The following is a 14,351-nucleotide window of genomic DNA, read 5'->3' as shown; positions in this document are numbered from 1 at the left end:
GCACTGAGGGCGCCTACCGACTTGAGGATTGAGTCTTGACTGACCAGCTGCGACTGATGGCCGTGCACGCCCACCCCGACGACGAGTCGAGCAAGGGCGCGGCCACCATGGCGAAGTACGTGTCCGAGGGGGTGGACGTGCTGGTGGTGACCTGCACGGGCGGGGAGCGCGGCTCCATCCTCAACCCGAAACTGCAGGGTGACGCGTACATCGAGGAGAACATCCACGAGGTGCGCAAGAAGGAGATGGACGAGGCCCGGGAGATCCTGGGGGTGAAGCAGGAGTGGCTCGGGTTCGTCGACTCCGGGCTGCCCGAGGGCGACCCGCTGCCGCCGCTGCCGGAGGGCTGCTTCGCCCTGGAGGACGTCGACAAGGCGGCCGGTGAGCTGGTCCGCAAGATCCGCGCGTTCCGTCCCCAGGTGATCACCACCTACGACGAGAACGGCGGCTACCCGCATCCCGACCACATCATGACCCACAAGATCACGATGGTGGCGTTCGAGGGCGCGGCGGACGCCGTGAAGTACCCGGAGAGCGAGTACGGCCCGGCGTACCAGCCGCTGAAGTTGTACTACAACCAGGGGTTCAACCGTCCCCGCACCGAGGCGCTGCACCGGGCGATGCTGGACCGCGGCCTGGAGTCGCCGTACGGGGACTGGCTGAAGCGCTGGAACGAGTTCGAGCGCAAGGAGCGCACGCTCACCACGCACGTGCCGTGCGCCGACTTCTTCGAGATCCGCGACAAGGCGCTGATCGCGCACGCGACGCAGATCGACCCCGACGGGGGCTGGTTCCGGGTGCCGATGGACGTCCAGCGGGAGGTCTGGCCGACGGAGGAGTACGAGCTCGCGAAGTCCCTCGTCGACACCTCCATCCCCGAGGACGACCTCTTCGCGGGCATCCGGGACAATGCCTGACATGAGCGCAAGCGCAAGCCTGGCATTGACCCACCTGGTCCCCCTCGCCAAGGAACTCGACGAGGACAAGGTCACCCCCGGTGTTCTCGGCTTCATCGTCTTCGCGGTGATGGCTCTGGCGGTGTGGGCCCTGATGAAGTCCATGAACCGCCACATGGGCCGCGTGGACTTCCCGGAGGAGTCCGAGGGGACCGGGACCGAGAAGGCGGAGGCGGCGGGCGCCGCCGAGAAGCAGGGCTGACCGTACGGCCCTCCGGAGCCGCCGGAGGGCCGTACGGACGTGTGGTCCGAGCGCCCGGTGCCGGTGCGGGCCGGGGCGTTCGCGCAGCCCGGCGCCCTCGGGGCGCCGTCGCGCCCTTCCCCCTCCCCTCACGGCCCGAGACGCAAGGGGGCGCGCCCCCGTCGCCCCGCGGCACGACTGCCCGCGGGGAGCGGGGCCCTTGTGCCCTCCCGTCCACCGGCGCCCCCCATCGCCCGCCGGGCGTGGCGGTCCGGGACCGTGTCCAGGTGCCAGGCCTGCCGGCCCGCCTCCGGCCGACGCCCCGCTCCAGGAGGAGCCGGTACGCCTCCGCGCGGTCGGCCGGTCCCCCGTCGCACGAGGCGTGGCCGGCCCGGCCGGGACAGCCCTCCTCCACGGCCCGCGCCGGCAGCCCCTCGGCGCCCGCCCGCTGACCGTCCTCCTATGACATGTCCCCCTCCCGCGGCGACTCCTTCGCGTACGCGTGTGCCGCGGACGGGGCGCCGGCGCGAGGGGGCGGCGACCAGCGACCTTGACGAGAGGGACGGGGACGGCGCTCCTCCCACGGCGCTCCTCCCATGGCGGCCCGCCCGCACGGGCCCGGGCCGTCGGGCCCGGCCGACGACTCCGAAGCGTGTGTCCCCGGGCCCGGCGACGGCGACGCCCTCCGCCACCGGTCCGCACCGGTCCGGGACGCCGGCCGGTCGCCTGCCCGCCTGCGCGGCCCGGGTGCGGGAGGATGGAGGAATGGCGAACCGACTTGCGCAGGCCACGTCCCCCTACCTCCTCCAGCACGCCGACAACCCCGTCGACTGGTGGTCCTGGTCCGAGGAGGCCTTCGCCGAGGCGCGGCGGCGCGATGTGCCGGTGCTGCTGAGCGTCGGCTACTCGAGCTGTCACTGGTGTCACGTCATGGCGCACGAGTCCTTCGAGGACCAGGCCACCGCCGACGACATGAACGCGCACTTCGTCAGCGTCAAGGTGGACCGCGAGGAGCGCCCGGACGTCGACGCCGTCTACATGGAGGCGGTGCAGGCGGCGACCGGGCAGGGCGGCTGGCCCATGACCGTGTTCCTCACCCCGGACGCGGAGCCCTTCTACTTCGGCACGTACTTCCCGCCCGCCCCCCGGCACGGGATGCCGTCGTTCCGGCAGGTGCTCCAGGGCGTCCGTCAGGCGTGGGAGGAGCGGCGCGGCGAGGTCGACGAGGTGGCGGGGAAGATCGCCCGGGACCTGGCCGGCCGGGAGCTGTCCTACGGCGACGACCGGCTGCCCGGCGAGCAGGAGCTCTCGCAGGCGCTGCTCGGGCTGACCAGGGAGTACGACCCGCAGCGCGGCGGGTTCGGCGGGGCGCCGAAGTTCCCGCCGTCCATGGTGACCGAGTTCCTGCTGCGCCACCACGCCCGCACCGGCGCCGAGGGCGCGCTGCAGATGGCGGTGGACACCTGCGAGCGCATGGCGCGCGGCGGGATCTACGACCAGCTCGGCGGCGGCTTCGCCCGGTACTCCGTGGACCGGGAGTGGGTGGTGCCGCACTTCGAGAAGATGCTCTACGACAACGCGCTGCTGTGCCGGGTGTACGCGCACCTGTGGCGGGCCACCGGCAGCGAGCTGGCCCGCCGGGTCGCGCTGGAGACCGCCGACTTCATGGTGCGCGAGCTGCGCACCGCCGAGGGAGGTTTCGCGTCCGCGCTGGACGCCGACAGCGACGACGGAACGGGGCGCCACGTCGAGGGCGCGTACTACGTGTGGACGCCCGGGCAGCTGCGCGAGGTCCTCGGGGACGAGGACGCGGAGCTCGCCGCGCGGTACTTCGGCGTGACCGAGGAGGGCACCTTCGAGGAGGGCGCCTCGGTGCTGCAACTGCCGCAGCGGGAGGAGGTGGTCGACGCCGGGCGGATCGCCGGCATCAGGGAGCGGCTGCTCGCGGCGCGTTCCGCGCGGCCCGCGCCCGGCCGGGACGACAAGGTGGTCGCCGCCTGGAACGGACTGGCGATCGCCGCGCTCGCCGAGACCGGCGCCTACTTCGACCGGCCGGACCTGACGGAGGCCGCCGTCGCCGCCGGTGACCTGCTGGTCCGGCTGCACCTGGACGACCAGGCCCGGATCGCCCGCACCAGCAAGGACGGCCGTGTCGGGGCCAATGCGGGGGTGCTGGAGGACTACGCCGATGTCGCCGAGGGCTTCCTGGCGCTGGCGTCGGTGACCGGCGAGGGCGTCTGGCTGGAGTTCGCCGGACTGCTGCTCGACCACGTCCTGGCCCGCTTCACCGACCCCGGGTCGGGCGCCCTGTACGACACGGCGTCCGACGCGGAGCGGCTGATCAGGCGTCCGCAGGACCCGACCGACAACGCCACCCCGTCCGGCTGGACCGCCGCCGCGGGCGCCCTGCTGGGCTACGCCGCGCACACCGGCTCCGCGCCGCACCGCACGGCAGCCGAACGGGCGCTGGGCGTGGTGAAGGCGCTCGGCCCGCGGGTCCCGCGGTTCGTCGGGTGGGGGCTCGCGGTCGCCGAGGCCGTGCTGGACGGCCCGCGGGAGGTCGCGGTGGTCGGCCCGGCGCTCGACGACCCGGCCACCGCCATCCTGCACCGCACGGCGCTGCTGGGGTCCGCGCCCGGCGCGGTGGTCGCCGTCGGGACCCCGGGCAGCGACGAGTTCCCGCTGCTCGCCGACCGTCCCCTGGTCCGGGGCGAACCGGCCGCCTACGTCTGCCGCAACTTCACCTGTGACGCGCCGACGACCGATCCCGACCGGTTGCGAACGGCGCTGGGCGGCTGAACCGGCGGCCGTGGGGAGTCCCCGGCGGCGACGTGCGTGCGCCTTCGGGGCCCGCGGACCTGAGCACCGGGGACGCCTCGGCCCGCGTCCGCGTCCCGGCCGCGCTCTCCGCGGAAGGGGAAGCCGACGACACCGGGCCGCTGCGCCTCGGCCGCGACGAGGACGGCACGGCCCTGCGGCAGGAAGGACCCGGGGGCGCCGGGCCGTGCCGGTGCGCGGTTTCGCCGCGCGGGCGCGACCGGCCGCGGCGGTCCCGCGGTCCACCACGGCGCGGTACCGTCAGGGACGCCCGGTGCGCGACGCCAGCGCCCGTTCCACGATCGCGACCAGCCGCTCGTGGTGCGCGCCCTTCCAGTACGCGCGCCCGCACTCGCCGCACTGCGCGAACACGTCGTACGTACGGTGCGTCCCGCTCTTCAACTGGTCGGCCACCTCCTCCTTGGTGGCCCGGCGCAGCAGTCCGTTGCAGGCGGTGCACCGGCTCCACGGCCGCAGCTCGGGCCGGAACCGGTCGAGCACGTACTGGAGTTGTTCCTCCGGCTGCGTGCTGTACACGAACGCCCCCGCCCACAGCTCCCGCCGCCGCAGCAGCCCCCGGTCGCGGCTGAGCATCACCCGCCGCTCCGCCGCCGACCGCGCGGCCAGCGCCGGATCGCCGATGTCCGTCGACTCGTACGCCGTGTCCACGCCCAGCAGCCGCAGCCGGCGTGCCAGCGTGCCGAGGTGCACGTCGAGCAGGAAGCGCAGGGGAGCGCCCGGCACCCGCTGGGGGCGGGAGACCGCGCGCACGGTCACCGACTCGCCCGCGGCGGGTACGTGGCCGACGGGCACCTCGCGGCCGTCCACGAGCAGCGCGCCGACCTCGGTCAGCGGGACTCCGAGGGACTCGACGACGTGGCCGAGGCCGCAGACGCCGTCGGTGGCGGTCCTCGTGGCGCCGGTAGGCCGCGCCTGGGGGACGAAGAGGAGGAGCTCGGGATCGAACTCGACGTGGATCTCGGGACCGTTCACCCGGTCAGGATGCCATGGCGCGGGGGCACGGCCTCAGGCTTTCCCGGTGTCGGACAGACCGTTCTCCAGGACGTCCAGGGCGCGGTCGACCAGGTCGGCCAGGTCGTCGCGGTGGCCGTGCTCGGCCCAGTACTGGGAGGTTTCCATCAGGCCGCCGATCAGCGACATCGACAGGACCCGGACCTCCAGGCCGTCGGGGTCGAGGCCGGTGCGTCCGGCGATGGCCCTGGCGAGCATGCGGCCGGTGCCCGACATGCTCTCCAGCATCCGCGAGCGCACCGCGGGGACCTCGGCCAGCAGCTGTGTCCGCAGCCGGGTCACCTCGCGTTCCTCGCCGGCCCCGAGCTCGATGGCCCTGCGCACGACGTGCCGCAGGGAGACCGTCCACGGTTCGTCGGCGGGCCGGGCCGAGAACTCCTCCATGAGGGCCGCGTCGTACTCGTCCGTGAGGACGATGTCCTCCTTGGCCGGGAAGTAGCGGAAGACGGTCGACGGCGACACCTCGGCGCGGTCGGCGATCTGCTCGATCGTCGTGGCGTCGTATCCCTGCTCCCGGACCAGCCCGTAGGCCGCGGTGCGGATCGCCTCGCGGGTCTTGATCTTCTTCCGCTCCCGCAGGCTCAGCTGTGGGCGCTCGGCGGGGGAGAGGGGGGAGCGTGCGGCCGTCATGCGGATCATTGTCGGGCATCCTTCGGGGGCGGGGCCACGGCCGGTGCGGTGCCCGCTTCCGCAGTCGGTTGCCCGCCCGGCAGCAGCGCCCCGCCGCCAGGGCGGCGACCGGCGCGGCGACGCCGCACACCAGCAGGACGACGCCCATGCCGTGCGCGTACGCGCCGTTCGCGGAGACGGCCAGGTCGGCCGCGCCCGCACGGTCGGCGACGGGGTGCGCCGCGACCACGGACTCCCCGGCGGTGTCGACGGCGCCGGGCGGCAGCCCGGTGACGCCGAGCCGGTCGCGGTAGGCGGCGGTGAGCAGACTGCCCAGCAGGGCGATGCCGGTCGCGCCGCCGACCTGGCGCAGCGCCATCAGCAGCCCCGACCCGCTGCCCGCCCGGTCGGCGGGGAGCGCGGCGAGGGCGCCGTCCATCGCCGGGATCATCGAGAAGCCGAAGCCGAAGCCGAAGCCGAAGCCGAAGCCGAAGCCGACGCCGGTGATCGACAACCACAGCGCGGTGAAGCCGTAACCGGAGTCCACCGTCGTACGGCTGCCGAGGACGGCGGCGAAGGCGAGGACCGCCAGGCCCGCGCTCACCACGGCCCGGGACCCGAACCGGGCGGTCAGCGGTTGCGCGGCCCGCGCGGCGACGAGCAGACCGCCCGTCATCGGCAGCAGCCGGGACGTGCCGGCGCTCCGGGCGCACGAGAACGGCCACGACTCGTCGAGCCGTGGCCGTTCACGGGGTCCGGGAGTCCGGGGGGCGCTATCCGTGCCGGTACGCCACCAGGGAGATCCCCACGTAGTGGGCGATGAAGGCGGCCAGGGTGAGGGAGTGGAAGACTTCGTGGAAGCCGAACCAGCGCGGTGACGGGTTGGGCTTCTTGAGGCCGTAGATCACCCCGCCCACGCTGTAGAGCAGCCCGCCGACGACCACCAGGACGAGCACGGCGACGCCGCCCGTGCGCATGAAGTCCGGCAGGAAGAAGACGGCCGCCCAGCCCATGGCGATGTAGCAGGGTGTGTAGAGCCAGCGGGGGGCGCCGACCCAGAACACCCGGAAGACGATCCCGGCCGCCGCGGCGGCCCAGATGCCCCACAGCAGCCACCGCCCCTTGGAGTCCGGCAGCAGCAGGATGGTCAGCGGGGTGTAGGTGCCCGCGATGATCAGGAAGATGTTGGCGTGGTCGAGGCGGCGCAGCACCCCGTCCATGCGGGGACTCCAGTCGCCCCGGTGGTAGAGCGCGCTCACGCCGAACAGCAGGCAGGCGGTCAGGGCGTAGACCCCGCAGGCCAGGCGGCCCCGGGTCGAGTCGGCGAAGGCGGTCAGCACCAGTCCGGCGACCAGGGCGGCGGGGAACATGCCCAGGTGCAGCCAGCCGCGGAGCTTGGGCTTGACCGGATGCGGGAGGGAGGTCGCCACCGGACCGCGGCCGTCGGCCGGCGGGTCCGTGGGCGCGTCGGGGGCGAACGCAGTCATGTCTCGCATGGTACCTACGGAGCCGTAAGTTATGCCTCGCGGTGACCGGTTGGGTCCGTCGGGCGGTCATCTTCTCACGCCGCCCGTCGGGGCGTCACGCAAAGAAATCGTCAGATGTACCCAACGTGCACGTAAAAGCCCACGAAAAACCGTGGCCATCGTCACGCTGCTCACTTGTGCCGCCCTCTGGACAGATGGGCGCTCTCGTCGGATGATCAAATGAGTGCGGTCGGCACCGGATGAGCGCGCAGCGCACCACCGTGAAGCATCCGGGTCGCAGCCCCCACGGGGCCTCCCAGACAAAAACCCTCATTTAGGAGCAATCGTGGCGCGCGGCATCGAGGAACACGGCGTCCCCACCACCCACCGGGGACTGATCTCCTGGGTCGACGAGATCGCAGACCTGACGCAGCCGGACCGGGTGGTCTGGTGCGACGGCTCGGAGGCTGAGTACGAACGTCTGTGCGAGGAACTCGTCGGCAAGGGCACCTTCCGCGCACTCGACCCGATCAAGCGCCCCAACTCCTACTACGCGGCCTCCGACCCCACCGACGTCGCCCGCGTCGAGGACCGGACCTTCATCTGCTCCGAGAAGGAGGAGGACGCCGGCCCGACCAACCACTGGAGGGACCCCGCCGAGATGCGGAACGTCTTCCAGGGCGAGAAGGGCGTCTTCCGCGGCTCGATGAAGGGCCGCACCATGTACGTCGTGCCCTTCTGCATGGGCCCGCTCGGCTCGCCGCTGTCCGCCATCGGCGTCGAGATCACCGACTCGGCGTACGTCGCCGTCTCCATGCGCACCATGACCCGGATGGGTCAGCAGGTCCTGGACGAGCTCGGTTCCGACGGCTTCTTCGTCAAGGCCGTGCACTCGGTCGGCGCCCCGCTGGAACCCGGCCAGGAGGACGTCCCCTGGCCCTGCAACAGCACCAAGTACATCTCGCACTTCCCCGAGGACCGCGAGATCTGGTCCTACGGCTCCGGCTACGGCGGCAACGCCCTGCTCGGCAAGAAGTGCTACGCCCTGCGCATCGCCTCGGTCATGGCCCGCGACGAGGGCTGGCTCGCCGAGCACATGCTCATCCTCAAGCTCACCCCGCCCACCGGTGGGGCGAGGTACGTCGCCGCCGCCTTCCCGTCGGCCTGCGGCAAGACCAACCTGGCCATGCTCGAGCCGACGATCTCCGGCTGGACGGTCGAGACGATCGGCGACGACATCGCCTGGATGCGCTTCGGCGAGGACGGCCGCCTGTACGCCATCAACCCCGAGGCCGGCTTCTTCGGCGTCGCCCCCGGCACCGGCGAGCACACCAACGCCAACGCCATGAAGACCCTCTGGGGCAACTCGGTCTTCACCAACGTCGCCCTCACCGACGACAACGACGTGTGGTGGGAGGGCATGACCGAGGAGATCCCGGCCCACCTCACCGACTGGAAGGGCAACGACTGGACCCCCGAGTCCGGTACGCCCGCCGCCCACCCCAACGCCCGCTTCACCACCCCAGCGGCGCAGTGCCCGATCATCGCGCCCGAGTGGGAGGACCCGGGGGGCGTGCCGATCTCCGCGATCCTCTTCGGCGGGCGCCGAGCCAGCGCCGTACCGCTGGTGACCGAGTCCTTCGACTGGAACCACGGCGTCTTCCTGGGTGCCAACGTGGCCTCCGAGAAGACCGCCGCCGCCGAGGGCAGGGTCGGGGAGCTGCGCCGCGACCCGTTCGCCATGCTGCCGTTCTGCGGCTACAACATGGGCGACTACATGGCGCACTGGATCGACGTGGCCAAGGGCAGGGACCAGTCCAAGCTGCCGAGGATCTACTACGTCAACTGGTTCCGCAAGAACGACGACGGCGAGTTCGTCTGGCCCGGCTTCGGCGAGAACTCCCGCGTCCTGAAGTGGATCGTGGAGCGCCTGGAGGGCAGGGCGGAGGGTGTCGAGACCCCCATCGGCGTGCTCCCGGCCAAGACCGCGCTGGACACCGAAGGACTGGACCTCTCCGACGCCGACCTGGACTTCCTGCTCACCGTAGACAAGGACGTGTGGCGCGAGGAGGCCGCCCTGATCCCCGACCACCTGGGCACCTTCGGCGACCGCACGCCGGGGGAGCTGTGGGACCAGTACCACGCGCTGGTGGAGCGCCTGGGCTGACGCCCGCACAGACCCCGCGGCCGGTCGGTACGAGGATGCCCTGACCAGCGATCGTCACGTCACGACCGGCCGCGGAACACACCGGCGGGGCCCGCACGACGGCGTGCGGGCCCATGGGCCCGTCGTCACCCCTTTCGTCCGCCCCGGCGGAAGGGGCGAGGGCGGGCCCTCGCCCGTGCCGGGCTCACGGGGACCGGTCCTCCAGGTACCGGGTGTGCGACTCCTGGCGCCGCGCCTCCGTCTCCCGCAGGCCCTGCGCCAGCCGCTCCGCCTCCGCGTGCAGCAGCTCCAGCTGACGCACCAGGTGCTGCTCCGGAGGCACCTGCCCGGGGGTCAGCCGCGTCCACCAGCGGGTCCGTACGTAGACGTCGACGGCCTCCGGCACGTCCTGCCGCACGGCCCGGGACAGGGTGTGCACGGCGTCCGGGTCCTCGGCGAGGATCTCGGTCACCCACCCGGGGTCCAGCAGCGCGGCCAGCAGGTCCGTCAGCTCGGTGAGCCGGCCCCGCGCCGCGGGCGGCAGATCGACGTCCGTGAGGTAGTTCCGCAGCCGCTCGAAGTCCGCCCGTACCTCGTCGAGCTGCGCGGACGGGTCCGGGAAGGCGGGCGGAGCGGGCCGCTCGGGCGGTGCGGCCAGTGCGCCCGCCCCGTACAGCCCGGCCACCACGACCGGCCAGTACGGGCCCGCCACGTCCGTGAACGTCAGCACCAGCCCCGCCAGCCCGCCCGCGCACCCGGCGAGGTTCTTGCGGGACTCCAGGTACGCCATCGCCCTACTGGTAGCCACGGATCTCCTCGAACGCCCCGTCCAGCGAGCCCTGCCCGTCGAACAGCCGGCCGCCGGTCAGCTCGGCGATGTGCTCCAGCTCGGCCCGGTCGGAGTCGCCGAACAGGATGGAGAAGACGGGGATCTCCTGCCGCTCGCGGGACAGCCCCGCGTAGAAGTCGTCGAAGTCGCCGGCCTCGTCGCCCGCCGTGTTCTCGCCGTCCGTCATCAGCACGATCGACGTGAACGTGTCCTCGCCGCCGCCCAGGTGGTCGTATGCCTTCCGCAGGGACGTGTAGATCGCGGTGTCGCCCTCGGCGCGCAGCTTCCCGGTGTCCCGGCGGATCGCGGCGATCCCCCGCTGCGGGTCGTCGGGGCGGACGACATGGGTGCGCACGCTCTTCACGTCCGTGCCGAACGGCATCAGGGTGACCTCCTCCCGGTCGCGGAAGTCGTCGGTGAGGTCGGTGAGGGCCCGCTTCAGCCGGTCGATCCGCTCGCCCTCCATCGAGCCGGAGGTGTCGAGGACGTACACCGTCCGGGAGGGGCGGCGCAGCTGGTTCTCGTACGCGTCGAGCAGCCCGTCGGCGACGGAACGGCTGCCGGGGAAGGGCAGCTCGCGCCGGCGGCCGGTGTCCAGTCCGGCCGCGGGCGGAACCGAGGCGACGACCGGGCGGCGGTGCGTGTGGTCGGTGATCAGCCGCTGGACGGCGTCCGAGCGCAGCGCCTCGGCCACCCGGCGCACGTCGTCGCGGGTGGCCGCGTCGGTGGCGGCGAGGGAGGACAGCGGATAGTCGGCGGTGACCACCCCGTCCTTCGGGCGGATCACCGTCAGGCCCTTGAAGCCCTTGAGGACGGACTCGTAGTTGAGGAGCGCGTCGACGTCACCGCGACGGTTGTACGCGCCAGCCAGCCAGCCCGACGAACCCGAGGTGAGCTTCTGTCCCTCGAAGAACCCCTTCAGCCGCGGCGTCGCCTTCGTCACGTCGGCGTCGGTGAGCGCGGACTGCGCTCCGGAGAGCGCCGAGGCGACGGAGATCAGCGTGGAGAAACCGGAGTTGGAGCGGGTCGGGTCGGTCATGCCGTAGGTGAGCCCGCCGTCCCGGACGGCCCGCTCGATCGCGGACCAGGTGACGTCCTGGGGGTTCCAGCCCAGCTCCTCGACGACGGCGGACCGCACGCCGATGGCGACCGGGCTGGACATCACGGGCGTCTCCGAGACGACCTTCTCCGCCGCCTCCGGGCGCAGCCGCAGATAGTCGTTGGAGGACAGCCACACGGCGTCGTACCGGCCGTCCGTCTTCCCCGTGGCCAGCATGTCCACGGCGTCGAGCGTGCCGATGTAGGTCGGCCGGACCGTGACCCCGGTGTCCTTCTCGACCCGTTCCAGGACCGGCGCCATGTCGCTGAGCTCGCTGGAGGCCAGCACCCGGAGCGTGCCCGGCGCGGCGGCGTACGGGTCCGCCTCCTTCTCCTTCTCCGGTGCGGTGGTGCACGCGCCCAGCAGGGCCGCGCCGGCGGCGAGCAGCGCGGCCAGGGACCGTCCTCTTCTCATCCGAGTCCTCCTTCCAGCGCGCCCTGCGACCGGCTGCGCTCCAAGTAACCACTGGCGTTCTGGAGTTCGGAGGTCAGGTTCTCCACCGTCGCCGCCATCGCCTCGGTCGCCCGCGCCTTGTAGGTGTCGATGGCGTCGAGGGTGCGGTAGATCTGCTGGAACGCGGTGCGCAGGGTCTCGGCCCCGACCGCCGGGTCGGCGGCGATGCGCTGGATCTCCCCGCTCTGCGTCGCCAGCATCTCCGCGTTGCCGCGGATCAGTTCCTCGGTGGTCCCGCGCAACGCGTTGACCTGCTCGACGACCTTCTTCTGGTGGTCGAGCGCGGACGCCAGCATCACGGAGATCCGCAGCGCCGACACGGTCGTCGTGGCCGCCCGGTCCACGCCCTTGATCAGCTCGTCGTTGTTACGGCGTACGACGTCCATGGCGAGGTAGCCCTGCGCGCACACGGCGAGCTGGGTCAGCAGGTCCTGGTGCTTCTGCCGGACGGGGAAGAGGACGTCGGCACGGAGCGAGTCGGCCTGCGCGGGGTCGGCAGCCTCCACGTCCGTGATGTGCCGCTCCACGGCCGTGTCCAGGGACTCCGTCAGGACGACGTACTCCTGCAGCTTGCCCATGGTCTCCCACAGCCGGACCCGCTCCGTCTGCAACGCCGCGTTGTCGCGGCGTAGTTCGTCCTGCCCACCGCGCAGCGCGCCCACGATGCCGTTCAGGGTGCCCTGCGCGGACGCGTACTTGGCGACGTGGTCGCGCAGCTTGTTGCCGCCGGGCAGCCGGGAGAGGAACGTGCGGCCCTTCTTTCCCGGCAGGTCGCGCGGATCCAGGTCCTCGACCACGCGCCGCAGTTCCACGAGTGAGCCCGCGACCTTGGACTGGGCGTCCTGGCCCTTGCCGGGCAGGCTGCGGACCGTGCGCTCCAGCATGCGGTTGGACTGCGCGGTGGCGGTGCGCATCTCGCCGGCGCCCAGTGCGGTGATCTCGCCGACCTTGCCCGCGAACTCGGGCGAGCGGGCGTCGAGGGCGGCCAGCCCCTCGACGTACGCGGCGGCCCTGGCCGCCATGTCGGCGCGCACGCCCTCGTCGACGGGCACGAGCCCGCCGGCCTTCTCCCGGGGCACGGGAGCGACGGCCTCGGGCGGCGTGAGGACGAAGTCTCCGTCAGCGCTGTTCATCTGCTGCTGTTCCCCCCTTGTCCGTGCGCCCGTAGCGCCAGCTCGTGCAGCACCGCGGAGGTGGGCACGGGCGCCTGGCGGACGCCGGTCAGTCGTTGTTTGAGGTAGGCGGTGCGGCCCACGGCGGCCGCCGCGAACTCGGCGACGTCGCCCTGCGGGCGGAAGCCGTGCCGGACGGCCAGCTTGCGCAACGCCGGGTCGCTGCCTAGGAGTTCGGCGATTTTTCGGCCGTTCTCGGTGAGCGGGACGACGGTGTGGTCGCTGTTGACCGTGGTGTCCGGGTAGAGGACGGCGAGATCGTCCGCGTTCTGCTGCTCGTCCAGGAGCGTGGCCACCTGGGACTCGTAGACGAGGACGAGCGGGTTGCCGGCCCCGCTGACGAAGTCCCGGAACGCCGCGTCCGTGCTGGACTGCTGGGCGCCCTGCACGCCGACCAGCTTGCGCAGCAGGGGAGCGGTGCGCCCGACCTCGGCGTCGTTGGCGACCACCTTGCCGCCGTTGGCGACGTAGGAGGCGGCGGCCAGGTACAGCGCGCCGGAGTTGGAGGTCTTCGGGTCGGTGCTGGAGATGTAGAGGGTGCCGGTCAGCTCCCCGTACTCCTCGGCCCCCTTCAGCTGCTGCCAGGTGCGGTCGCGTCCGGCCGCGTCGAGGTAGGCGTCCATCCTCAGCGTGCCCGGGTTCTTCCCGTCGAGCTCGGCCAGCCCGTTGGCGGCGAGCACCTCGGCGGCACCGCGGCGGGACACGACGACGAGGGGCGAGTAGAACGGGCGCGGAAGGATCCCCCGCACCCCGTGCTTCTCGGCCAGTTCGGCGGCGGGCGCCCGACTGGACGGGAACGCCAGGTCGTACCCGGCGAGGTCCATCCCTTCCATGGCCCAGGACCCGGAGGTCTCGGCCTCGACGGTGTAGCCCTTGGCGGCGAGGGCCTCCACCACGTCCGGATCGGCGAAGAACTCCGCCTTCTCCGATCCGATCACCATGCGCACGGTCTTCGTTGCCGTGCCCGTCTCCCCGCTGTCCCGGCCCGCGACGACGGCGGCCGCCACGCCGGCCGTCAGCAGTACCGCGAGGACGATTCCCATAATCCGTCTCACGCCCGGAGCATCCCTGCGGAATCCAACGTTCCAGGGCGGCCCGGGTGAACGGCCGGTGTCCGCGTGATACCGGTACGCAACGGGAACCGGTCACTCCGCAGCCGGCCCGTGCGTCCGTCCCCGGAATCCGGGGGCGAGCCGGGCCGGATGGCGTGGAACAGGCCGGCGACCGCGCGGACGTCCGCCAGGTCGTCGACGGTGCGCAGGCTGTCGCACAGAGGCTCCGGGACCGCCCCGGATCCGGTGGCGGTGACCGGGGCGGCGACGGCCACGCCGAAGAGGAGAGCTGCTTCGAACGGGTGCCGGAGGCGGAGAGGCCAGTGCGGGTTCACCGCAGGACGGCCGCCGGATCGCAACGCTTCGGGCAGGCCGGCAGGGGCAGACCTCGTTGCCGGGGGACGGGGGAGGCGTCGTCCCGGACGCCGTGGGGCTGCGCCGGGGCCCCGGGGCGGACACCGGACTCCCGGTACGCCGGTATCCGGCAGACGGACGCCGTCTCCGCGCCGCACACGCACCGGCAGTGCTCGGGGCAGTGT

General features: G+C 72.7%; 11 protein-coding genes and 1 pseudogene. 4 read left to right on the top strand and 8 right to left on the bottom strand.

The annotated features are described in order from the left end of the window. Positions 1-35 precede the first annotated feature (35 nt). The 3 genes from mca to KYY02_RS28750 all read left to right on the top strand — a co-directional run bounded on the left by mca (position 36) and on the right by KYY02_RS28750 (position 3,936). Entirely contained in the window at positions 36-917 is an 882-nt protein-coding gene (mca, locus tag KYY02_RS28760) for a mycothiol conjugate amidase Mca (RefSeq protein ID WP_371242984.1), read from the top strand. Beyond that, positions 910-1,158: a hypothetical protein gene (locus KYY02_RS28755; protein WP_371242983.1), complete on the top strand. Its 249-nt coding sequence runs from the start codon at positions 910-912 to the stop codon at positions 1,156-1,158. The genes mca and KYY02_RS28755 overlap by 8 nt, the downstream gene beginning before the upstream one ends. A gap of 744 nt (positions 1,159-1,902) precedes the next feature. Beyond that, a complete protein-coding gene (locus KYY02_RS28750; RefSeq protein ID WP_371242981.1) occupies positions 1,903-3,936 on the top strand; it encodes a thioredoxin domain-containing protein in 2,034 nt (677 codons plus the stop codon). Positions 3,937-4,215: 279 nt separating this feature from the next. Here the strand turns inward: KYY02_RS28750 and KYY02_RS28745 are convergent, their stop codons facing one another. The 4 genes and pseudogenes from KYY02_RS28745 to trhA all read right to left on the bottom strand — a co-directional run bounded on the left by KYY02_RS28745 (position 4,216) and on the right by trhA (position 7,082). After that, positions 4,216-4,947 carry a Mut7-C RNAse domain-containing protein gene (locus KYY02_RS28745; protein WP_371242979.1) on the bottom strand — a complete coding sequence of 244 codons (732 nt, stop codon included), beginning with the start codon at positions 4,945-4,947 and terminating at the stop codon, positions 4,216-4,218. Positions 4,948-4,980: 33 nt separating this feature from the next. Next, positions 4,981-5,616 carry a TetR/AcrR family transcriptional regulator gene (locus KYY02_RS28740; RefSeq protein WP_442538172.1) on the bottom strand — a complete coding sequence of 212 codons (636 nt, stop codon included), beginning with the start codon at positions 5,614-5,616 and terminating at the stop codon, positions 4,981-4,983. 5 nt (positions 5,617-5,621) lie between these two features. Next, positions 5,622-6,283: pseudogene (locus KYY02_RS28735) on the bottom strand (MFS transporter); the annotation flags it as partial. 85 nt (positions 6,284-6,368) lie between these two features. Continuing rightward, positions 6,369-7,082, bottom strand: coding sequence for a PAQR family membrane homeostasis protein TrhA (trhA, locus tag KYY02_RS28730; protein WP_371242975.1), 714 nt, complete (start codon positions 7,080-7,082; stop codon positions 6,369-6,371). A 325-nt stretch (positions 7,083-7,407) separates the two neighbouring features. Here trhA and KYY02_RS28725 point away from each other — a divergent pair, with 325 nt between their 5' ends. Beyond that, positions 7,408-9,228 (top strand): phosphoenolpyruvate carboxykinase (GTP), encoded by a 1,821-nt coding sequence (locus KYY02_RS28725; RefSeq protein WP_371242973.1) that lies wholly within the window; start codon positions 7,408-7,410, stop codon positions 9,226-9,228. A gap of 184 nt (positions 9,229-9,412) precedes the next feature. Here KYY02_RS28725 and KYY02_RS28720 read toward each other — a convergent pair whose 3' ends face one another. From KYY02_RS28720 to KYY02_RS28705, 4 genes are read right to left on the bottom strand one after another with little or no spacing between them, the layout of a single operon-like run. Further along, positions 9,413-10,015: a hypothetical protein gene (locus KYY02_RS28720; RefSeq protein WP_371242969.1), complete on the bottom strand. Its 603-nt coding sequence runs from the start codon at positions 10,013-10,015 to the stop codon at positions 9,413-9,415. Then, positions 10,002-11,549: a substrate-binding and vWA domain-containing protein gene (locus KYY02_RS28715; protein WP_371242967.1), complete on the bottom strand. Its 1,548-nt coding sequence runs from the start codon at positions 11,547-11,549 to the stop codon at positions 10,002-10,004. Before KYY02_RS28715 ends, KYY02_RS28720 begins: the two co-directional genes overlap by 14 nt. Further along, positions 11,546-12,721, bottom strand: coding sequence for a toxic anion resistance protein (locus tag KYY02_RS28710; RefSeq protein ID WP_371242964.1), 1,176 nt, complete (start codon positions 12,719-12,721; stop codon positions 11,546-11,548). The genes KYY02_RS28715 and KYY02_RS28710 overlap by 4 nt, the downstream gene beginning before the upstream one ends. After that, positions 12,718-13,815: a hypothetical protein gene (locus KYY02_RS28705; protein WP_371242962.1), complete on the bottom strand. Its 1,098-nt coding sequence runs from the start codon at positions 13,813-13,815 to the stop codon at positions 12,718-12,720. Before KYY02_RS28705 ends, KYY02_RS28710 begins: the two co-directional genes overlap by 4 nt. Positions 13,816-14,351 lie beyond the last annotated feature (536 nt).

It is taken from the genome of Streptomyces pimonensis, assembly GCF_041380215.1.
GTDB classification, from domain to species: Bacteria; Actinomycetota; Actinomycetes; order Streptomycetales; family Streptomycetaceae; genus Streptomyces; species Streptomyces pimonensis.
Note: the sequence above shows the minus strand (reverse complement) of the source record. Positions and strands in the feature narration are given on the sequence as shown.